Raw genomic sequence first — 19,969 nt, forward strand, 5'->3', positions numbered from 1 at the left:
TTACACCCGCGCCCGTGACCCGCCCCGCGCTGGTCGAGTAGCGAGGAACGAGCGTATCGAGACCACCGACGCCTACAGACGCGGCAGCTGCGCCTGTTCGTTCGCGGGGGTACGCCCCGTGCGCTGCGCCAGCGCCGCTTCGTAGAGCTCGCGCCGCGAGAGGCCCGTGGCCTCGGCGATAGCGGCCGACGCATCCTTCAGTCTCGTGCCGTCGGCGACGAGCTCGAGCACCTGGGTCACCCCGGTGGCCAGGTCGACCTCGAGCGGCTCGGCGCCGGCCACGACGATTACGATCTCGCCCTTCACCCCGGCCTCGGCCCACTCCTGCACCTCGGATGCCGTGCCGCGTTTCACCTGCTCGTACATTTTCGTGAGCTCGCGGGCGACGGCCATGCGTCGGTCCGCGCCAAGCGCTGTGGCGATATCGGCAAGCGACGCTGCGATGCGGTTGGGCGATTCGAAGAAGACCATGGTGCGCGGTTCCCTGGCGAGAGCGCCCAGAACCTGCAACCTCTCGCCCTGCTTACGGGGAAGGAAGCCCTCGAAGGTGAACCGGTCTGTGGGCAGGCCCGAGACCGCGAGCGCCATGAGCACGGCGGATGGGCCGGGGATCGCGGTGACCTCGACACCCGCGGCCACGGCGGCGGCCACCAGGTGGAATCCGGGATCGGACACCGTCGGCATGCCGGCGTCGCTCATCACGACGAGGTCGGCGGTGCGGGCGAACTCCACGAGCTCCGCCGCCTTCTCCCTCTCGTTGTGATCGTGCAAGGCCACGAGGCGCGGGCGGTTCTCGAGATTGAGGGCGCGCAGCAGCTTGATGGCGACGCGGGTATCTTCGGCGGCGATGAGCTCGCAGGCCTCGAGCGTCTCGACGAGCCGCACCGACGCATCCTTCAGATTGCCGATGGGCGTGCCCGCGAGGATGATCATTGCCTCAGCGTATCGACCGGCGGGGCTTCGCATCGCGGTCGGGTAGCATCGGGCGGCGGTGAGAGAGGAGGGCACGGATGATGGAAACAGACCGACGCTCCCTCGCGAAGACACTGTGGCACAGCCCCGTGCTCCGCTTCGGCGCGATCGGCGGCCTCAACAATCTGCTGTCGTACGGCATCTTCGTGGCCCTGACCCGGGCGGGCATGCCGTCGATCGGCGCGGCCACGATCACGTACGCGACCGGCATGGTCGTCAGCTACCTGGCCAACCGCACCTTCACTTTTCGGCACTCGGGCAACACCCGTCGTTCAGTCCTGCAGTTCATCGTCGTGAACATCGCCGGCTATGCCCTGAACGTCGCGATCCTCGCCCTGTTCGTGGAGCTGATCGGGTGGAACGCTCTCGTCGTGCAGCTGGGCGCCATCGTGATTGTCGCGACCGGAATCTACCTCGGGATGCGCTTCTGGGTCTTTCGAACGACGGGTGCCGCCGACGCATGATTCGGCGGCGTCGGCGGCGGCACCTACGATTGTGCAGGTGACCGACCCCCGCACCCCGATCGACTTCGACGAGACGCTGGCGGCGCAGACCGAGTTGCAAGCGGCGGCGCAGCCCGAGCCCATCGGCTCGCGACTCGACGAGTGGTGGGGCCGCATGCTCTCCACGCCTGGCCGACAGCGGCTCTGGGCCTGGGGCGGACCGATCGCCGTCACCCTCCTTGCCGCCATCCTTCGCCTGGTCAATCTCGGGCATCCGCACTCGCTGGTCTTCGACGAGACGTTCTACGTCAAAGACGCGTATACGACTCTGCGCAACGGCTACGAGTCGACGTGGCCGGCCGACGCCGACGAAGCGTTCAACGCAGGCGACACAGACGGTTTTCTTCAGCAGGGCTCATTCGCCGTCCACCCGCCTCTCGGCAAATGGGTGATCGCGCTCGGCCTCGCCGTCTTCGGTGCCGATTCGAGCGTGGGCTGGCGCATCTCGGTTGCCGTGTGCGGCATCCTGCTCGTTCTGCTCACCACACTCGTGGCCAAGAAGCTGTTCCGCTCGACCTTCCTCGCGACGGTCGCCGGTTTTCTCATCGCCATCGACGGCCACGCCATCGTCATGAGCCGGGTCGCGCTGCTCGACGGCATCTTCGCTCTCATCGCGCTCGCCGGAGTCGCCGCCGTTCTCATGGATCGCGAATGGCACGCGAGGCGGCTCGACGAGAAACTCATGACGGCCGAGAAGCACGGCCGCGTCGCGCGCTGGGGGCCCGCGCTCTGGTGGCGTCCCTGGGTGCTGGCCGCAGGCATCCTGTTCGGTCTGGCGTCGAGCGTCAAATGGTCGGGGCTGTACTTTCTCGCCGCGTTCGCCGTGTATCTCGTCGTCGTCGACGCGGTCGCTCGCCGCCGCGCGGGCCTGCCCTTATGGGCCGCCGGCGCGATCCTCAAGCAGGGCCCGGTCACGTTCCTGCTCACCGTACCGATCGCGGTCGTCGTCTACCTCTCGACCTGGTCGGGCTGGTTCCTCACCTCGGGCGGAATGTACCGGCAGTGGGTGCAGACCTCGGGCGAGTACTGGACCGGCCCGCTGGCCTGGGTGCCCAACTGGGCGCAGAACTTCTGGCACCTCGAGGCGGCGGTCTACAACTACCACGTCAACGAGCACACGCCCCACCCCTACCAGGCCAATCCGTTCTCGTGGCTGTTCCTCATCCGCCCCACGCAGATGTACATCAGAACCCTCGAGAATGGTCAGGGCGGCTGCGGCGCAGATACCTGCTACGAGAACATCACCTCGATCGCCAACCCCATCATCTGGTGGGCGGGAACGGCTGCACTGCTCTATCTCGTCTACCGCCTGATCCGCAAACGCGAGTGGGTCGTCGGGTTCATCCTCATGGGTATGGTCGCCGGCTACCTGCCGTGGCTGCTCTACGTGAACCGCACGATCTACCAGTTCTACACGATCGCCTTCGAGCCCTATCTGATTCTCGGGCTGGTCTTCGTGATCGGCCTGGCGCTGGGCAAACGCACAGACCCACGGTGGATGCGTGTGGGCGGCGTGCGCGCCGTCATCGCATTCCTCATCATCTGCTCGGCCGTCACGGCGTTCTTCTATCCCGTGTGGACAGCGCAGGAGATTCCCGGCTGGCTGCTGTCACTGCACTACTGGCTGCCGACCTGGCGATGACGAGGCACACCCTTCCTGCCTGGGCTCCGGGCATGCTGGTTGCGGCGGGCGCCGCGGCAGTGGCGTTCCTGCTGCACCTCGCGTTTCCCGGTCTTCCCCTGCTCACGGTCTCCGTTGCGCTCGGCATGGTCGTCGCCCAGATTCCGGCGCTGCGCCCCCTACTCGACGGCCCGCTGAAGGCAGGACTCTCGCTCTCCGCTCGGCGACTGCTCCGCATCGGCATCGTTCTGCTCGGCCTCAAGCTGAGCCTCGTCGACATCGCCGGCCTCGGCATGGTCACCATCATCGCCATCGTTCTCGTGGTGGTCCTCACCTTCGGCGTCACCCTTCTCCTCGGCCGGATGCTTGGTCTGCCCGGCTACCAGCCTCTGTTCATCGCCGCCGGGTTCTCGATCTGCGGTGCATCCGCCGTCGGAGCCATGAGCGCGGTCACGCGCGCGAAGGATTCCGAGAGCGCCACCCCCGTCGCTCTGGTCACGCTGTGCGGAACCCTCGCGATAGTGCTGCTTCCCCTCGCCCGCATACCCCTCGGCTTCGACGCCACGGAGTTCGGAACCTGGGTCGGGCTCAGCGTGCACGACGTGGGTCAAGTCGTGGCGACTGCCCAGATCGCTGGGCCGGTAGCGCTCGCCGCAGCCGTGGTCGTGAAGCTCACCCGCGTTCTCACGCTCGCCCCGATGGTCGCCATCGTGGGCGCGGTGGAGCGTCGCCGCGCCCCGCTCTCTTCCGACGAGGCGCCGTCAAAGCGCCCACCCATCGTTCCTCTGTTCGTGCTCGGATTCCTGGCGGCCGTGCTCGTGCGCACGTTCGTTCCGTTGCCCGCCGAGGTGCTAGAGGTGGCCGACGTGCTGCAGACGGCCCTGCTCGCGACGGCCCTCTTCGCACTCGGCACGGGCATCCGGTTCACCGAGCTCGCGCGCACGGGCTGGAAGGCCCTGATCGTGGGACTCGGCTCGTGGGTCTTCATCGCCGCGATGTCGGTCGTGGCTGTGTGGGTGACGACGCGCTGACCTCAGTGCAGCACCTTGAGTCCCACGACGCAGGCCACGATGCCGAGCACGAGAAGCAGCTTCACCACAGAGACGCCCTCTCCCCCGAAGAACATCGCGTAGCCCACCGTCAACGCTGCGCCGATGCCGACCCACACGGCATACGACGTTCCGACGGGAATCTCGCGCATCGAGTAGGCGAGGCCGGCCATGCTCAGCACGAGCGCGCCGACGAAGATGATGCTCGGCCAGAGTCGCGTGAAGCCCTCCGACTTGCCGAGGGCTGTCGCCCACACGGCCTCGAGGATGCCGGAGATGACGAGGATGATCCAAGACATGACTGTTCCACTCCTTAGTGGTGGTCAGTCTTGTCGCGTTCCGGGTACTGCGCCCTCGTCCGGTGGCATCCATCGGAAGCCATCGATTCAGCCTAGGCGAAGGTCTGATTGCCCACCACTCGCAGAAGGGCCAGCTTCTCTGCCGCCTCGCTGCCCGGTGACGCCGTGAGCACGAGCAGCGTCTGCGACAGGTTCTCGGTGAACAGCGCCTGGCAGTCCACCTCGATCTCACCGATCTCCGGGTGCACCAGCGTCTTGTGGTCATCGAAGCGATTGCGCACCTCGTGCAGTTCCCAGATCGTGGCGAACTCCTCGCTCGCCGAGAGCAGCTGGGAGACGATCGCGCGGCCGCGCTCGGAGTCTCCCGAGGCCGAGACGGATGCGCGCAGCGCGGCGACCTGGATGCGGCTCTGGTGATCGTGGTCGCGGTGGGGATACCGGCTGCGCGCCTCGGGGTCCGTGAACCACCGGTAGACGGCGCTCGCCGCCAGACCGGTGAACCGCGTCTCGTCTCCGAGCAGTGCGGTCGCCATGGCGTTCTGGGCCAGTGTCTCCGCGAGGTCTGAGAGAACGAGGGCCGGGGTGTCGTCGAGCCGGTCGAGCACGCGCATGAGCGCTGGCGATACGTGCTGAGCCGACAGTGTGCGCCGTGGCGCGTTGTGCCCGGTCAGGCGGAACAGGTGATCGCGCTCGTCGGGAGTCAGCCGCAGCCCTCGAGCGATCGCGGCCACCATCTGCTCCGATGGCTGCGGCCCACGCTGCTGTTCGAGCCGCGAGTAATAGTCGGTAGACATGCCCACGAGAAGAGCGACCTCCTCGCGCTTCAGACCGGGCGTGCGGCGCCTCGGACCATCGAGCAGCCCGACGTCGCGCGGCTGCAACGCCTCTCGACGGCGCCGGAGAAAATCTGCGAGTGCGGGTCTGTCCATGTCACCATCGTGGCGGCGCGTGCCCGCGGCAACAAGGGACTGACAATCCATGGACAAACGATCCCTTCTGCGTCGTGCTCGATCGGTGTTGAGTCGAGTCATGAACATCACCGGAAACACCATCTTCATTCCCGGCGCCACGTCGGGACTCGGACTCGGCCTGGCCCTGCGCTTTCAGGCGGCCGGCAACCACGTGATCGTGGGAGGGCGACGCACCGAATTGCTCGACCAGATCGTTGCTGAGCATCCCGGAATCGACGCAGTGCAGATCGACACCGCAGATTCCTCCTCTATCGAACGGGCGACGACACAGGTCGTCGCCGAGTACCCCGACCTCGACACCGTGATCCTGATGGCCGGAATCATGGAGCTCGAAGACCTGCACACGGCCGACTTCCTCGAGACCGCCGAGCGCACGATCGCCACGAACCTGCTCGGCCCGATCCGACTCATCGCTGCTCTCGTGCCGCATCTGGCAACGCGTCCGAGCTCCACGATCATGACCGTCTCCTCCGGCCTCGCCTTCGTGCCGCTGCCGGCCACGCCCACGTATAGCGCGACGAAGGCCGCCATCCATTCGTTCTCGCAGAGCCTGCGCGTGCAACTGGCCGACACGGCGATCGAGGTTCTCGAGCTCGCGCCGCCGGCGGTCGCCACGAGCCTCATGGGTCAGGAGGACGACCCGAACGCCATGCCCGTCGAGGAATTCCTCGACGAGACCATGTCGATCCTCGAAGCGAATCCGGATGCGTCGGAGATTCTCGTAGACCGCGTGCGGTTCCTGAGGTTCGCCGAAGCGGAGGGACGCACCGACGACGTGCTCGCCCTGCTCAGCTCTCGCCACTGATCGACGGCGGCGTTACGCTTGTCTCAGTGAAACTCTCTTTCTCTCTGTGACCCGGAGTCAATTCGTCGACATCCGTTCGCTCCTCTCGCGAGGGCCGGTGATTTCGTGTGGCCGGAAAGGGAGCTCCGTGTGGAGCTCCCCATCCCCCCGGCCTTCCTCCGAAACCACCTCAGAAAGACCTCTCACTGATGACATCCACCGACTCTTCCGACGCGCGCACAGACACTCGGTCGGCCCTTCGCGCTGACTGCGCGAACTGCTTCGCCCTCTGCTGCACCGCCTTCGGGTTCCAGAGATCCGCGGACTTTCCGCTCGACAAGCCCGCGGGAACCCCGTGCTCGAATCTCACCGAGGCATTCTCCTGCTCCATCCACGACGCCTTGCGACCGCGAGGATTTCGCGGCTGCACTGTGTTCGACTGCTTCGGTGCGGGCCAATACGTGTCCCGCACCCTGTTCGGCGGCACGAGCTGGCGAGAACGCCCCGATACGAGCGCAGCCATGTTCGGCACCTTCGCCGTCGCGCGGCAACTGCACGAGATGCTCTGGTATCTCGTCGAAGCGGCCGAGCGCACGACCGCATCAGAGCACGACGAGCAGGTGAAGCAGCTCCGCGGCGACATTCGGCAGACGCTCGACGGCGATGCGTCGAGTGTCCTCGCGTTCGACGTCGAGCGTCTTCGCGCCGATGTTCGGCATCTGTTGATCGAGGTGAGCGAAGAAGTGCGCGGCGGATATGCCTCCCAAGACGTCCCCCGCGATCTGCACCCGTCGGCCGACCTGGTCGGTCGCGACCTGCGATCACGTCGCCTGTGCGGTGCTGACCTCCGCGGCGCTTACCTCATCGCCGCCGATCTCCGGCACGCCGATCTGACGAGCGTCGACCTGCTCGGTGCGGATCTGCGCGACGCGCGCCTCGACGGCGCAGACCTCTCGAGCGCTCTCTTTCTCACGCAGATGCAGGTCGATGCCGCTCAGGGCGACCGGTCGACCGCCTTGCCTAACTTTCTCCGGCGCCCGCAGCACTGGCCGGGCTAGCCCCGAGCGTGCTCAGCGGTCGTTCTTGACGACCGATAGCGGATTCGTGATGGTCTCGAGTGACTTGCGTTCGGCATCCACCCCGAAGATCAACGCGATGAGACCGCCCACGAGCATGATCGCGGCCCCCAAGAAGTAACCGAAGGTGAGGGGGCCGCGGTCGGTTCCGTCGCCGATGAGAATTCCGTAGAGCAGCGGGGCGACCGACCCGGCGATCTGGCCGAGCGCGAAGAAGTACGAGATCGCCTGGCTGCGGATCTCGAGCGGGAACGTCTCGCTGACGGTGAGATAGGCGCTGGATGCTCCGGCCGATGCGAAGAAGAACGACACGCACCAGAAGATGGTCTGGGTCGTGGCGTTCAGCACGTCCATGCTGAAGAGCACAGCGGATGCCGCAAGCACGGCCGCCGAGACGCCGTACGTGAGGAAGATCATCTTTCGCCGACCCCACACGTCGAAGAGGTGTCCGAGCAGCAGCGGGCCGAGCAGGTTGCCGATCGCGAACGGGAAGAAGAAGTACTGCGTCGACGACGGAGAGGTTCCGTAGAAGTTCTGCAGCACCAGCGCGTACGTGAAGAAGATGGCGTTGTAGAGAAAAGACTGGGTCACCATCATCGTGGCCCCGACGAGGGTGCGCTTCGGATAGAGCTTGAAGAGCACGTGCAGGATCGTTCTGAAGGGAACTCGCTCGGTCTTCGTGACCGTGATCGCCTTGCTCTCGTCGACGGGCTCGATGTCGCCGCCCTGGTCGCGCACCGTCTTCTCGATGTCGTCGACGGTCGACTCGGCCTCCTGCTCGCGCCCGTGGGTCATCAGCCAGCGCGGGCTCTCGGGGATGTGTCGGCGCAGGTAGATGATCGCGAGTCCGAGCACCGGGCCGATGAAGAAGCCGATCCGCCAGCCGATGTTCTCAGTGAAGATGTCGGGGTTCAGCAGGAACAGGTTCGCGGCCGATCCGAGCGCCGCGCCACCCCAGTAGGTTCCGTTGATCGCGATGTCGACACGACCCCGGTACTTCGACGGGATGAGTTCGTCGATCGCGGAGTTGATGGCCGCGTACTCGCCGCCGATGCCCATGCCGGCGAAGAAGCGGAACACGAGCAGGAACCACATGTTCGGCGAGAGGCCCGCGATGCCGCTGGCCACCAGATAGATCGCCAGAGTCAGGATGAAGAGCTTCTTGCGCCCGAGCTTGTCGGAGAGTCGGCCGAAGATGAGGGCGCCCGCGATCTGTCCGAAGAGATAGACGGTGCCGAGCAGGCCGACCTCGGCGGCGGACATCCCCAGGTCTTTCTGGAATCCCGCCGAGGCGACGATCTGGATCTCGAGCCCGTCGAGCACCCACGAGAAACCCAAGCCGACCACGATCGACCAATGGAATCTCGTCCACGGAAGCCTGTCCATGCGAGCCGGAACGAGGCTGCGGACGCCGCCGTCTTTGTCGCGGGCCGGTGCAGAAGACGACATCGTGAACTCCTTCGAACATCGAATCAGATGACAAACGTCAACAGAGTAGTACTCCGAGAATTCACTGCCGAGGCGATGCGATCGCACCGTCTCGAGGTCTAGAATCCGCACGCAGATTCATGCCATCCAGGGCGTTGAGGGCTCGATTTTTCGGCGGGCAGGGCCAGGATGTTGCGCCACGGGTGTGCACGCACCGTGGGGCGATTAGGGTCTGGGTGTGACCGCATACGTCTCTCTCTTCGACCTGTTCTCGGTGGGGATCGGTCCGTCGAGTTCGCACACCGTCGGCCCGATGCGCGCCGCGCTCGATTTCGTCGACCGTCTCCGCGCATCCGGAGCTCTCGACGACGTTCGCAGCGTCACCTGCTCGCTCTACGGCTCCCTCGGCGCAACCGGCCTCGGCCACGGCACCCCCGACGCCGTCGTCGCTGGGCTCCAAGGCCTCGACCCCGAGACCTGCGACCCCGCACTCGTGCACGGCGCCTGGTCCGGACTCGTTCGCGGTAGCTCCACGGCCCTGCGCGACGCCGGATTCCTCGAACTCGCCGCCGGGGGTAACCGCAACTCCATCGACCTCGGCGGCACCCATCCGATCGCCATGGAGCAATCGGACATCTCGTTCGAGGCGCACACGCGACTGCCCGCCCATCCCAACGCCCTGAGCCTCGTCGCCTGGGGCGATTCCGATGCTCTTCCGATTCTCAGCGAGACGTACTACTCGGTGGGTGGCGGGTTCATCCAGCGCGACGGAGAGGATTCATCGAGCATTCCGTTGGTCGAGCATCCGCTGTCGTTCACGAGCGCGGATGCGTTGCTCGAGATCTGCGAGTCGACAGGCCTCAGCATTGCCGAGGTCGCCTGGCGCATCGAGACCGAGCTGCACGGCGAGGACGCCGTGCGCGCGCAGCTCGATCGCATCTGGGATGCGATGGAGGCGTGTATCGACGCAGGCCTCACCGCAACGGGCACGCTACCCGGCGGACTCAACGTGCCCAGACGGGCGACCCGGCTCCGCGAGCGCCTCGAGCTCGAGCGCCAGACCGCGACCGGCGACCACGACACCTCCACCGAGTGGCTGCACGCCTACGCCCTCGCGGTCAACGAGGAGAACGCGGCGGGCGGCCGCGTCGTCACAGCACCGACGAATGGCGCGGCGGGCATCGTTCCCGCGGTCGGCCGCTACTACCTCGACTTCGTACGCGGGGCGGATCGCGAGGGAATCCACCGCTACCTGCTGACGGCCACCGCCATCGGCTCGCTCTTCAAGTCGAACGCGTCGATCTCGGGCGCCGAGGCCGGATGCCAGGGTGAGGTCGGGTCGGCATGCGCCATGGCATGCGGCGCGCTCTGCGCCGTGCTGGGCGGCACCCCTCGCCAGGTCGAGAACGCCGCAGAGATCGCGATGGAGCACCACCTCGGCCTGACCTGCGACCCGGTCGGCGGCCTGGTGCAGGTTCCGTGCATCGAGCGCAACGCGATCGCGTCGTCGACCGCCGTGAGCGCCGCCCGCCTCGCCATGAACGGTGACGGAACGCACTTGGTATCGCTCGACATGGTGATCGAGACGATGCGTCAGACCGGGGTCGACATGTCGACCAAGTACAAGGAGACGAGCGAGGGCGGTCTCGCGGTGAACGTCATCGAGTGCTGATCGCCTGACGCCCTAGAACAGCCGGGCGTCGCCGTCATCGAGACGCACCGACGAACGCAGCAGAGCCGGCCCTCGCGTGAGTTCTCCGTTGCTCAGAGGCTCGCAGCGCAGCCCGCCTCGACCTCGAAGCGCCTTGTGCGCACCGGGCGCGAGCATCACGTCCATCCACGCGCACGGATTCGCCGGGCGGTGGGCGTGGAACAGCACCGGGCCCAGGCCCGAGTCGAGCGAGAAGTCGGCGCCCCGAAGCCGATCGACGTCGACGCCACGAATCAGGATGTTGCGGCGCGTGTCGAGCGGGTCGAGAGCGCTGGCGAGACCGAGGGCCCGTTCGACGTGCTCGACCGATTCGACGGCCATGATCGTCACCGAGGCCGTGCGATGAGCCGCCTTGCCGAAGTGCCGGTCACCGACGATGCCGAGATGGGCTCGAATCCGCACGTGCTCGACATCCTCCGCGCCAACCGCGGGCCTCGGCCCATCAGACGGGCGGCCCTCGTAGCGATGGATGCTCGAGGCCAGCAGATGCTCGATGCGCACCCGATACTCGAACGCGAGATTCGATCCGGACTCTTCCTCCACACCGTTCAGGCTAGTCGGGCTTTATTACCCCCGCTTACGAGGGAGGCTGCGCTGTCGGTGGCTCGGGTTAGCGTATGCGTGTGAATACCGATACGTCGCTCGCGCCCGGGCCCTACCTGCCGTCGTCGACCGTGTCGACGCAGTGGCTCGCCGACCACCTCGGTGCAGACAATCTGGCGATAGTGAAGGCTGCGAACAGGGTGCGGCTGCTCTCGCTGCGCATCGACGCGATGGCGAGCACCATCGTCGTCTACGACGAGAGCGACAGTCTCTGTGCGGCCGGGTCGGCACGCAATCTGCGCGAGGCCGGCTTCGAGCGCGTCGCCGTTCTCACCGGGGGTCGAGAGAAATGGCTCAGCGAACAGCGACCGATCGACCTCGACGAGCTCGCCTACCGCAATGGGCGGTCACCCCTCTACTCTGATTACCTCGAGCCCCGCCTCGCGTAGCCCGGCCAGCGGCGTGGCGCGGGCCGAGCTTCCGGTGATCACGCTGTCGATTCCCGCGACGGGTGACACTCGACCGAGGTGAACCTGCCCGATCTTCGACCCGTCGGCCAGAACGATCCGTCGGGTCGCCGCCCCGAGCATCCGTCTCTTGATCTCGGCCTCGGGCAGGTTGATGTTCGTGATGCCGTGCTCCACGTCGACTCCGTTGCAGCCGATGAAGGCGATGTCGGCGTGCAGAGTGTCGAAGAGCCCATCGGCCATCGGATTGACCAGCGAGTGTTGCAGCGCCCTGAGGGTGCCGCCGGTGACGATCACGGTGAATCGGGGCAGGGCACTCTCGAGTTCGAGGGCGATCTTCAACCCGTTCGTGATGACCACCACGTCATGCAGCTCGGCCCGATCGACGAGAGCACGGGCCAACGCCGCGGCTGTGGTTCCGACATCGATGATCACGGAGTCTCCAGACGAGACCAACGCCGCGGCGTGGGCGGCGATGCGCAGCTTCTCGTCCCAGAGAGAGCCGAGCGCCTCTTCGAAGGCCGGCTCGGTGCGCCGCGACGATGTCGATGTGACCGCTCCCCCGTGCACGCGATCGAGCCGGCCTTCGGATTCGAGCGAGTCGAGATCCGACCTGATCGTCACCTCGGAGACACCGAACACCGGGCTCAGCTCGGCGACCTTCACGAATCCTGCGGTCGCCAGCAGCTCGAGAATGCGAGCACGCCGCACGGAAGCGGGGGCATTCACGAACTCGGTATCGGCCATGCTCTCACTTTCGTTTATTTGCGATTGCTTGTCAATTCTTGCCGTGCAATACTGTCGCCTGTTGTGCCGCCGAGTGTGACCCGCGCTCGCGAGAAAGGGCTCGCCATGTCCACCATCGCCGTTCGAGAGACTGTGCTCGCAGACGGACGTCAGCTCATCTACTTCGATGACGCAGACACCACCCTGTCGCCCGAGCGACGGCCAGATGAGCGCGTGCTCGATCCTCGCCCAGCGACCGCGAGCATGAGGCAAGACGTCCTGACCGGCGAGTGGGTCTCCATCGCGGCCGCGCGCCAGAACCGAGTGTTCCTGCCGTCCGACGACGCGGATCCGCTGGCACCCGCGACCCCGACGAACCCCTCCGAGATCCCCGACGTCTACGACGTGGCGGTCTTCGAGAACCGCTCCCCCTCGTTCGGGCCGCTGCTGGTCGACGACAACGCTCCGCGTGGCCTCGACGATCTCGCCGAACTCGGGCTCGAACGCACACGCACCTCGGTCGGTCGCTGCGAAGTCGTCTGCTTCAGCCCCGCCCACACCGGCTCCTTCGCATCGCAGACGCCATCGCGCGCTCGCACGATCGTCGAGGCGTGGGCCCAGCGCACCGCGGCGCTGTCGGCCATGCCGTCGATCGAGCAGGTCTTTCCGTTCGAGAACCGTGGTGCCGAGATCGGCGTCACCCTCAACCACCCGCACGGCCAGATCTACGCGTACCCCTACGTGACACCTCGCACCACGAAGCTGCTCGACTCGATCGACAGGTTCGGTCCCGACATGTTCGCGCAGATCCTCGAGCGCGAACAGGCCTCCGAGCGCGTGCTGCTGCGTGGAGAGCACTTCACGGCGTTCGTGCCCTTCGCGGCCCGTTGGCCCATCGAGGTGCACATGCTGCCGCACCGGCACATCCCAGACCTCGCAGCGACGACGAGCGAAGAGCGCGACGAACTCGCCGTGCTCTACCTGCGTCTGCTGCGCGGCATCGACGCCCTGTACGACACCCCCACGCCCTATATCTCGGCCTGGCACCAGGCGCCGGTGAACAAAGGCCGCGACGACGTGCGTCTCATGCTGCAGGTCACGTCGCCCCGGCGAGCCGCGAACCGACTCAAGTACCTCGCCGGCTCCGAGGCCGCCATGGGCGCCTTCATCGGAGACGTGCCGCCGGAGACATCTGCCGCACTCGTTCGCGAGGCGATCGCCCGCGCTGACCAGGAGAACCCCGTATGACTCACGATGACATCGCCACCCAGGCTGCCACCGACTTCGAGGCCCAATTCGGTCGCCCGGCAGACGGGGTCTGGTCCTCACCGGGCCGCGTCAACCTGATCGGCGAGCACACCGACTACAACGAGGGCTTCGTGCTGCCGTTCGCGATCGACCGTCGCACCTGGGCCGCAGTCGGCCTGCGCGACGACAACGCGGCGCGTGTCACCAGCACGTTCAGTGACGAGGAGGTCGAGGTAGAGCTCTCCTCCGTCGGTCCCGACAATCTCGACGGATGGTCGGCGTACCCCCTCGGAATCGCATGGGCCCTCGGGCAGAACGGCGTCGATCTCGCCGAGCAGCGCGGCTTCGACGCACACCTCGACTCCACTGTCCCTGTCGGCGCCGGACTCTCGTCGTCGGCCGCCATTGAGGGCGCCATTGCTCTGGCCCTCGACGAACGCTGGCAGCTCGGATTCGACCGGCCGACACTGGCACGTGTCGGCCAGCTGGCCGAGAACGAAGCCGTGGGCGCCCCCACCGGCATCATGGATCAGTCTGCATCCCTCCTCGGTCGACGCGACTCAGCCGTGTTCCTCGACTGCCGCTCGCTGCGCTCAGAGATCGTCGACCTGGGCTTCGCCGACGCCGGACTCGCGATCGTCATCATCGACACCAAGGTGAGCCACTCCCACGCGACCGGCGGATATGCCGCCCGCCGGGCATCCTGCGAGGCCGGGGCCGCTGCTCTCGGCGTCGAGAGCCTGCGCGACGTCGGCGTGGCCGACCTCGACCGGGCGCGCGAGGTCATGGACGACGAGACGTTCCGCCGCGTTCGGCACGTCGTCACCGAGAACGCGCGCGTGCTCGCCACCGTGCGCGCTCTACGCGAGAGCGGCCCGCTCGCCATCGGCGAGATTCTGGATGCGTCGCACGTCTCGATGAGAGACGATTTCGAGATCTCGGTGCCACAACTCGACCTCGCCGTCGTCGAAGCGCGCGAGGCCGGGGCCATCGGCGCCCGCATGACGGGTGGCGGCTTCGGCGGAGCGGCGATCGCCCTGACACCGATCGAGCTCGTCGACGAGGTCACGGCCCGAGTCAGCGACGCGTTCGAGAGGGCGGGATTCACCGCTCCGGAGATCTTCACCGTGACGCCGTCAGATGGGGCGAAGCGCGAGTTCTAAGTCGGCCGGATCCGTGAAGGGCAGCCTGCACACGAAGTCGGTGCAGAGGTAGGCGGTGCTCTGACCGTTCGATGCCACGCGCCCCTCGAGCAGTCCGAATCCGGCCTCCGCCCACTCTCGGGCCTGCGCCTCGGTCACCACCACGGTCAGCGACTCGGTGTTCGGTCGCGCCACATCGACGAGCGGGTCGGATGCGACGGGCTCGGCTCCCGGCGTCACCACGACGAGTTGTTCGGTCGGCGCGAGCAGTCGCTGCACGAGCTCAAGCGTCGCACCGTAGCCGATGGGCCGAGGAAACGCCTCAGCGGCGACTCCGCCCACCGTGGTCGACACGATCTCGCGGTAGCGAGCCTCGCCGGTGAGGTCGAACAGGGTGAGCGCGGCCGAACAGACCGCGCTGACTCCGGACGGGTACGCACCCTCCGCGGTGTCGACTGCGGCCGCAATGTTCTGAGCAGCCAACACCGCATCCCGCCCGCCCGGAGCCGCGAAACCTGCGTCGAGCACCGAGTCGATGAGCCGACGCGCACTGCTGGCGTAATGCACGCGCCCGGTCACCGAGGCCAGAGCCAGCAGTCCCCCGGCGAAGGCGCCGTAGTCTTCGAGCGTCGCCGCCGCATCCGATCGCCGTGAACCGATGGATGCGCGCAGCAACGAGCCATCGTCTGCCACGTGCGACTCGAGCAAGTAGTCGGCGGCGCGCGTCGCCGCCGCGATCCAGTCGGCTCGATCGAGCGCGAATCCTGCACGGGCGAGCCCAGCGATGGCCAGGCCGTTCCAGCCGGTGAGAACCTTGGCGTCGACGGCAGGAGGCGTCTCGGCGGCGCGACCCGCGGCATCCAGGGCGTAGTAGCCGCCCTCGCTGCGCGAGCCGCCGATCACGCTCTCGGAGTCCTGCGCAGATCCGAAGCCGCCCTCAGGCTGCTGCAACACGGCGGTGAGGAACGAGGCGATTCCCGTGGCGGTGTCACGCGCCTCTGCGGCCGAGTCATCGTCGCCCGAGGCGAGCCTGGCGTACTCGTCGAGCAGAAGCGCATTGTCATAGAGCATCCGTTCGTAGTGCGGATCGCTCCAGTCACGATTCACGCTGTAGCGAAAGAAGCCGCCTTCGAGCGGGTCGCGCAGCGGTGAACGGCTCATGGCCACGAGCGTGCGCGCCGCGAGGGGGCTGCCCCGCCGAAGCAGCATCGACAGCACGGGAGCGACAGGGAACTTCGGTGCGCCACCGAAGCCCCCGTAGGTCGTATCTTCGTAGGCCTCGAGCTCTCGAACCGCCTGCGTCAAGCGGCTTTCAGCGTCGGCGGGTAACGCGCCCCGGGGCGTGGCGGCTGCGGACTGCGCCAGCGCATCCGTTATCGCCTCGGCCGTCAGATCGACCTGGTCTCGTCTCGATCGCCATGCGTCGTCGACGGCGTCGAGCACCTGAGCGAACGACGGATGCCCCTGAATGGGCACCGGGGGCGAGTAGGTGCCGGCGAAGAACGCCTTGCCCTCGGGGGTGACGAAGACGTTCAGCGGCCAGCCCAGGCCCTGCGTGAACGCGGCAGCCGCGGCGAGATACACCGAGTCCACCTCGGGATGCTCCTCGCGGTCGACTTTGATCGCCACGAATCGGGAGTTGAGCTGCGCCGCGAGGTTCGGGTCGGAAAACGACTCTCGCGCCATGACGTGACACCAGTGACAGGTGGAGTACCCGATCGAGACGAGCACCGGCACGTCTCGGCGCTTCGCCTCGTCGAACGCCTCGGAGCCCCACGCGAACCAGTCCACCGGATTGTCCGCGTGGGAGCGCAGATAGGGACTGATCGCGTCGCGGAGCCTGTTCGCCATGCCGCGCTCCGTCAGTTGACCTCGTCGGGGTGGCCGCCCACGCGACCGTCTTTCTCCAGCGCGGTGATGGAGGCCTGCTCGTCGTCGCTGAGCTCGAAATCGAAGATGTTGAAGTTCTCTTCGATGCGCTCGCGGTTGTTCGACTTGGGGAAGATGATGTTGCCCTGCTGGATGTGCCAGCGCAGGATCACCTGTGCGAGTGACTTGCCGTGCGCCTCGGCGATCTCCTGCACGTTCGGCTCTTTCAGGAGCGCGCCCTGAGCGAGCGGGCTCCACGCCTCTGTAGCAATACCGTGCTCACGGCCGAACGCGGTGATCTCGCGCTGCTGGAACTCGGGGTGCAGCTCGATCTGGTTCACGGCGGGAACGACGTCGGTTTCTCCGAGCAGTCGCGTGAGGTGCTCGACCGTGAAGTTCGAGACGCCGATCGACTTGGCACGACCCGACTCCCGAATCTTCTCGAGCGCCTTCCATGCGTCGACGTAGTTGTCGTTGGCCGGAGCGGGCCAGTGGATCAGGTACAGGTCGACGTAGTCGAGCTGCAGACGGCCGAGGCTCTTCTCGAAGGCCTCGAGACCCGATTCGTAGCCCTGATCGGCGTTCCACAGCTTCGTGGTGATGAACAGCTCGTCGCGGTCGATGCCGCTGGTCTTGATCGCGTGACCGACGCCCTCTTCGTTGCCGTAGATCTTGGCGGTGTCGATGTGCCGGTAGCCGACCTCGAATGCGTCCCTGACGATGCGCGACGTCTTGTCCGGGTCGACCTTGAAGACTCCGAAGCCGAGCTGGGGAATGGTGTTGCCATCGTTGAGGGTGACCAGGGGAACGGATGATTCAGAATTAGTCATTGATCAATCGTGTCACGTCGACCGGCTAGCGCAACGGCCTTGACGGCATCGATCACAAGGTCACGAGCGGTGTCGAGACGCCCGATTCGTTCCACCAACTCCGTGGCCAGCTGGCGCGTCCCGCGTCCGAGCCGAGGCGGCGAATCGATGCTGCGCACGAGCTGGGCGGCGTGCAGCGCCTCCACGGCGAAGATCTGACGGCAGAGCCCTATCTGCTGCTGCAACAGTCGCACGGCCAGGGGCGCGAACGACGCCTGATCCTCGACCTGCGAGAGCGTGGTTCCGGATGTCGACACCGGGTTCGCGAGATGCCGCACCTCGGCGAGACTGGCCGCCGCCGCGTACCAACTGAGGCCCGGAACGGCATTGCTGCCCGAGCGGCGCAGAGGTGTGGCGAGGCCCGAGAGCACGGCGATGCGCCGCTCCGAGATGCCGGCTAGATGAGCGAGAGCCACGCGCAGGCTCTCGAAAGACAGCACCAGAGTGAGCGGCTCGAAGTTGCCGTTCGAGAGCATGACGTCGTCGCCGCCCAGCACCACGAGCGGGTTGTCCCCCGCGGTGTTGAGCTCGTCTTCGATAGCCGATGCCGCGAGCGCCGTGGCGTCTCGAACAGCACCGTGCACCTGTGGCACCGTTCGAAACGACAGCGGATCCTGCACAGAGCCCTCGCGCTCAGGGGCATCCAAGAATCCGCCGGCGACTCGCGCGCGGATAGCCCGGGCCGTCTGCTGCTGACCCGGCGAGCGGCGATGCCGGTGCACCCGGTCATCGAACGGAGAAAGCGAGCCGCCCCCTCCCATGGCTCCGAGCGCTTCGAGCGACAGCGCCGCCACCGCATCGGCCTCGGCCACGAGCGCGCGCAGCTCTGCCACGGCGAGAGGACCGACCCCGATCGAATAGGAGTTCGCGCTGATGGCCGCGAGCGCCTCCCCCGCGGCGAAGGGCAGGCTCTGCCGAACGTGGGCGGCGACCTCGGCGAGCAGGGCGAGATCGGATGCGCCGACCGAGCCCGTGGCATAGACCTCGGGCAGCGGGCCGCCGTCGAGAAGCCGGCCGTAGGCATCCGCGAGCTCGGGGCGCACGCCCGAGCCGCCCAGCGAGAAGCCGACCACGCGGGCGAAGATGAGCGCGCGCACCTCGCGCTCGGCGAGCGGGTCGCCGATACTGCCGCGGTGGTTGTCGATGATCTGGTTCTGAAAGGCGGCGACCTCATCGGCCGCGACGCGCGTGTCGCGACCGGCACCCAGGTGGGTGTTCAGGCCGTAGACGGCCGATCCGGATGCCTGCACCGACTCGACGACGCAACGTGCGCGGGCGATCGTGCCCACGACACCCGGAGCCAGCTCGATCGATGCGCCGTCGGCTACGGCGACGACGTCGTCGATCGTGATCGACTGCCCCTCGAGCCGGAGCACGCCCATCAGAAGTCCAAAAGGTTGCCGCGCAGCCCGCCGTCGCCGAACTCGCGACGAATCAGGCCGCGGCGACGCAGAACGGGAACCAGGGGGTCGAGGGTGCGGTGCACATTCGCGGGATGCACCTGGCCCGCGAAGAGAAAGCCGTCTCCCCCGCTGCCCTCGCCGAGCGCCTCGAGGTGATCGACGATCTCCTCCGCTGTGCCGATCACCGCGAGCCCGTCTCGATTCGCACGAACCTGCAGAATCTCCCGCAGCGTCGAACCGGGAGGTGCCGACTTCACGAAGTTGTCGAGGGTTCCCTGGTTGCTGTTGGTAGTGAGTTCGGGCAGCGGAGCGTCGAGGTCGAAGGCCTTGAAGTCGACGCCCGAGAGGTAGGAGATCGACTGCAACGCCTCGTCGATGGCCGCCCGGGTGAGGTCTGATCGATGCGCTTTGACGCTCGCCGTCTCCTCGGCGTTGGCGGTGACGATCGGCGTGACCGCGAAGAGCACCTTCACGTGATCCGGGTTGCGGCCCGCAGCCAGTGCGATCTGCCGGATGCTGTCGCGGAACTCGCGGTTGCGCTCGGGCGTCGACGAAAGAGCGATGATCACGTCTGAGTTCTGCCCGGCGAAGTCACGGCCTCGGCCGGAGGCGCCCGCCTGCACCATGACGGGTTCCTGCGGCATCGGCACGGTGTTGATCGGGCCTCGGACCTTGAAGAACTGCCCCTCGTGGTTGATCGGCGCCACCTTCGTGAAGTCGGCGAACACGCCGCGCTCGGCGTCTTCGAGCACCGAATCCGGCGCCCAGCTGCGCCAGAGTTTGCGGATGATGCTGACCCACTCGTCGGCGCGGTCGTAGCGCAGATCGTGCTCGATCTGCAAGGCGCGCCCGTAGTTCTGCGCCGCCAGATCGCTGCCACTGGTCACGACGTTCCAGCCGAGACGGCCGTCGGCGAAGTGCTGCAGCGTCGCAAGCAGACGGGCGGCCGTGAACGGTTCGTAGAACGACGCGCTGAGAGTCGGCACGATGCCGAGGTTCTCTGTCGCCGACAGCAGATAGGGCACCAGCGGCAGGGGGTCGTGCTTCGGCGCGAAGCGCGCATTGGCGAGGTTGACCTCGCTCGTGCCGCCATAGGTGTCGGGAACGGTGACCCCGTCTTCGATGATCAGCAGGTCGAGGCCGCTGTGTTCGAACAGGCGCGCGGCGTCTTGGTAGACCTGCGGCTTCTTCCAGTCGTAACCGATGCCGTAGCTGGGGTCACCCCATCCCTGCACGCCGAAACCCGCGCCGAGAAACCATCCGAAATGAAGCAGAGCCATAGCGATAA

Annotated in this window: 19 protein-coding genes and 1 riboswitch; of the genes, 9 read left to right on the plus strand and 10 right to left on the minus strand. The window is 66.8% G+C overall.

What is annotated here, in order from left to right; translation table 11 throughout:
- Positions 1-72 precede the first annotated feature (72 nt).
- Positions 73-933, minus strand: coding sequence for a 16S rRNA (cytidine(1402)-2'-O)-methyltransferase (gene rsmI / locus CCK87_RS09415; RefSeq protein WP_086461114.1), 861 nt, complete (start codon positions 931-933; stop codon positions 73-75).
- A 77-nt stretch (positions 934-1,010) separates the two neighbouring features.
- Here rsmI and CCK87_RS09420 point away from each other — a divergent pair, with 77 nt between their 5' ends.
- The 3 genes from CCK87_RS09420 to CCK87_RS09430 are packed head-to-tail and all read left to right on the plus strand — an operon-like array spanning position 1,011 to position 4,127.
- Positions 1,011-1,436 (plus strand): GtrA family protein, encoded by a 426-nt coding sequence (locus CCK87_RS09420; protein ID WP_086461115.1) that lies wholly within the window; start codon positions 1,011-1,013, stop codon positions 1,434-1,436.
- A 37-nt stretch (positions 1,437-1,473) separates the two neighbouring features.
- Positions 1,474-3,117 (plus strand): phospholipid carrier-dependent glycosyltransferase, encoded by a 1,644-nt coding sequence (locus tag CCK87_RS09425; protein ID WP_249273802.1) that lies wholly within the window; start codon positions 1,474-1,476, stop codon positions 3,115-3,117.
- Positions 3,114-4,127, plus strand: a complete 1,014-nt coding sequence (locus CCK87_RS09430) for a putative sulfate exporter family transporter (RefSeq protein WP_086461116.1) — start codon at positions 3,114-3,116, stop codon at positions 4,125-4,127. The genes CCK87_RS09425 and CCK87_RS09430 overlap by 4 nt, the downstream gene beginning before the upstream one ends.
- 2 nt (positions 4,128-4,129) lie before the next feature.
- Here the strand turns inward: CCK87_RS09430 and CCK87_RS09435 are convergent, their stop codons facing one another.
- Positions 4,130-4,444 carry an SMR family transporter gene (locus tag CCK87_RS09435; protein ID WP_086461117.1) on the minus strand — a complete coding sequence of 105 codons (315 nt, stop codon included), beginning with the start codon at positions 4,442-4,444 and terminating at the stop codon, positions 4,130-4,132.
- Between the two features lie 19 nt (positions 4,445-4,463).
- Positions 4,464-4,529: riboswitch (guanidine-III (ykkC-III) riboswitch) on the minus strand.
- Positions 4,530-4,536: 7 nt separating this feature from the next.
- Positions 4,537-5,373, minus strand: a complete 837-nt coding sequence (locus CCK87_RS09440; RefSeq protein ID WP_086461118.1) for a helix-turn-helix transcriptional regulator — start codon at positions 5,371-5,373, stop codon at positions 4,537-4,539.
- A gap of 100 nt (positions 5,374-5,473) precedes the next feature.
- Here CCK87_RS09440 and CCK87_RS09445 point away from each other — a divergent pair, with 100 nt between their 5' ends.
- Together CCK87_RS09445 and CCK87_RS09450 are read left to right on the plus strand one after the other, a co-directional pair.
- Positions 5,474-6,220: an SDR family NAD(P)-dependent oxidoreductase gene (locus CCK87_RS09445; protein ID WP_086461119.1), complete on the plus strand. Its 747-nt coding sequence runs from the start codon at positions 5,474-5,476 to the stop codon at positions 6,218-6,220.
- A 188-nt stretch (positions 6,221-6,408) separates the two neighbouring features.
- Positions 6,409-7,257, plus strand: coding sequence for a pentapeptide repeat-containing protein (locus CCK87_RS09450; protein WP_086461120.1), 849 nt, complete (start codon positions 6,409-6,411; stop codon positions 7,255-7,257).
- A gap of 12 nt (positions 7,258-7,269) precedes the next feature.
- Here the strand turns inward: CCK87_RS09450 and CCK87_RS09455 are convergent, their stop codons facing one another.
- Complete coding sequence (locus CCK87_RS09455) at positions 7,270-8,724, minus strand: MFS transporter (protein ID WP_086461121.1); 1,455 nt, start codon at positions 8,722-8,724, stop codon at positions 7,270-7,272.
- Positions 8,725-8,941: 217 nt separating this feature from the next.
- On the opposite strand from CCK87_RS09455, the gene CCK87_RS09460 reads away from it, so the two are divergent.
- A complete protein-coding gene (locus tag CCK87_RS09460) occupies positions 8,942-10,375 on the plus strand; it encodes an L-serine ammonia-lyase (protein ID WP_086461122.1) in 1,434 nt (477 codons plus the stop codon).
- A gap of 12 nt (positions 10,376-10,387) precedes the next feature.
- Here the strand turns inward: CCK87_RS09460 and CCK87_RS09465 are convergent, their stop codons facing one another.
- A complete protein-coding gene (locus CCK87_RS09465; protein ID WP_086461123.1) occupies positions 10,388-10,957 on the minus strand; it encodes a molybdenum cofactor biosysynthesis protein in 570 nt (189 codons plus the stop codon).
- A gap of 80 nt (positions 10,958-11,037) precedes the next feature.
- On the opposite strand from CCK87_RS09465, the gene CCK87_RS09470 reads away from it, so the two are divergent.
- Positions 11,038-11,406, plus strand: a complete 369-nt coding sequence (locus CCK87_RS09470; protein ID WP_170927211.1) for a rhodanese-like domain-containing protein — start codon at positions 11,038-11,040, stop codon at positions 11,404-11,406.
- Here CCK87_RS09470 and CCK87_RS09475 read toward each other — a convergent pair.
- Positions 11,365-12,171 carry a DeoR/GlpR family DNA-binding transcription regulator gene (locus CCK87_RS09475; protein WP_086461125.1) on the minus strand — a complete coding sequence of 269 codons (807 nt, stop codon included), beginning with the start codon at positions 12,169-12,171 and terminating at the stop codon, positions 11,365-11,367. The genes CCK87_RS09470 and CCK87_RS09475 overlap by 42 nt on opposite strands.
- Positions 12,172-12,276: 105 nt before the next feature.
- On the opposite strand from CCK87_RS09475, the gene galT reads away from it, so the two are divergent.
- Together galT and galK are read left to right on the plus strand one after the other, a co-directional pair.
- Entirely contained in the window at positions 12,277-13,398 is a 1,122-nt protein-coding gene (gene galT / locus CCK87_RS09480; protein ID WP_086461126.1) for a galactose-1-phosphate uridylyltransferase, read from the plus strand.
- Positions 13,395-14,561, plus strand: coding sequence for a galactokinase (gene galK / locus CCK87_RS09485; RefSeq protein ID WP_086461127.1), 1,167 nt, complete (start codon positions 13,395-13,397; stop codon positions 14,559-14,561). Before galT ends, galK begins: the two co-directional genes overlap by 4 nt.
- Here the strand turns inward: galK and CCK87_RS09490 are convergent.
- From CCK87_RS09490 to CCK87_RS09505, 4 genes are read right to left on the minus strand one after another with little or no spacing between them, the layout of a single operon-like run.
- Positions 14,535-16,391, minus strand: coding sequence for a thioredoxin domain-containing protein (locus CCK87_RS09490; protein WP_086461128.1), 1,857 nt, complete (start codon positions 16,389-16,391; stop codon positions 14,535-14,537). The genes galK and CCK87_RS09490 overlap by 27 nt on opposite strands.
- Positions 16,392-16,402: 11 nt before the next feature.
- Positions 16,403-17,239: an aldo/keto reductase gene (locus CCK87_RS09495; protein ID WP_086461129.1), complete on the minus strand. Its 837-nt coding sequence runs from the start codon at positions 17,237-17,239 to the stop codon at positions 16,403-16,405.
- A complete protein-coding gene (locus tag CCK87_RS09500; protein WP_086461130.1) occupies positions 17,236-18,660 on the minus strand; it encodes an aromatic amino acid ammonia-lyase in 1,425 nt (474 codons plus the stop codon). The genes CCK87_RS09495 and CCK87_RS09500 overlap by 4 nt, the downstream gene beginning before the upstream one ends.
- Entirely contained in the window at positions 18,660-19,961 is a 1,302-nt protein-coding gene (locus CCK87_RS09505) for an NtaA/DmoA family FMN-dependent monooxygenase (protein WP_086461131.1), read from the minus strand. Before CCK87_RS09505 ends, CCK87_RS09500 begins: the two co-directional genes overlap by 1 nt.
- Positions 19,962-19,969 lie beyond the last annotated feature (8 nt).

Origin of the sequence: Agreia sp. VKM Ac-1783 (assembly GCF_900177765.1) — a bacterium.
GTDB lineage: Bacteria > Actinomycetota > Actinomycetes > Actinomycetales > Microbacteriaceae > Agreia.

Bases quoted from the DNA above. Each gene is read 5' to 3' on its own strand.
- rsmI (WP_086461114.1), bottom strand. From the start codon at position 933: ATGATCATCCTCGCGGGCACGCCCATCGGCAATCTGAAGGATGCGTCG.
- CCK87_RS09420 (WP_086461115.1), top strand. From the start codon at position 1,011: ATGATGGAAACAGACCGACGCTCCCTCGCGAAGACACTGTGGCACAGC.
- CCK87_RS09430 (WP_086461116.1), top strand. From the start codon at position 3,114: ATGACGAGGCACACCCTTCCTGCCTGGGCTCCGGGCATGCTGGTTGCG.
- CCK87_RS09435 (WP_086461117.1), bottom strand. From the start codon at position 4,444: ATGTCTTGGATCATCCTCGTCATCTCCGGCATCCTCGAGGCCGTGTGG.
- CCK87_RS09440 (WP_086461118.1), bottom strand. From the start codon at position 5,373: ATGGACAGACCCGCACTCGCAGATTTTCTCCGGCGCCGTCGAGAGGCG.
- CCK87_RS09445 (WP_086461119.1), top strand. From the start codon at position 5,474: ATGAACATCACCGGAAACACCATCTTCATTCCCGGCGCCACGTCGGGA.
- CCK87_RS09450 (WP_086461120.1), top strand. From the start codon at position 6,409: ATGACATCCACCGACTCTTCCGACGCGCGCACAGACACTCGGTCGGCC.
- CCK87_RS09455 (WP_086461121.1), bottom strand. From the start codon at position 8,724: ATGTCGTCTTCTGCACCGGCCCGCGACAAAGACGGCGGCGTCCGCAGC.
- CCK87_RS09475 (WP_086461125.1), bottom strand. From the start codon at position 12,171: ATGGCCGATACCGAGTTCGTGAATGCCCCCGCTTCCGTGCGGCGTGCT.
- galT (WP_086461126.1), top strand. From the start codon at position 12,277: ATGTCCACCATCGCCGTTCGAGAGACTGTGCTCGCAGACGGACGTCAG.
- galK (WP_086461127.1), top strand. From the start codon at position 13,395: ATGACTCACGATGACATCGCCACCCAGGCTGCCACCGACTTCGAGGCC.
- CCK87_RS09490 (WP_086461128.1), bottom strand. From the start codon at position 16,391: ATGGCGAACAGGCTCCGCGACGCGATCAGTCCCTATCTGCGCTCCCAC.
- CCK87_RS09495 (WP_086461129.1), bottom strand. From the start codon at position 17,239: ATGACTAATTCTGAATCATCCGTTCCCCTGGTCACCCTCAACGATGGC.
- CCK87_RS09500 (WP_086461130.1), bottom strand. From the start codon at position 18,660: ATGGGCGTGCTCCGGCTCGAGGGGCAGTCGATCACGATCGACGACGTC.
- CCK87_RS09505 (WP_086461131.1), bottom strand. From the start codon at position 19,961: ATGGCTCTGCTTCATTTCGGATGGTTTCTCGGCGCGGGTTTCGGCGTG.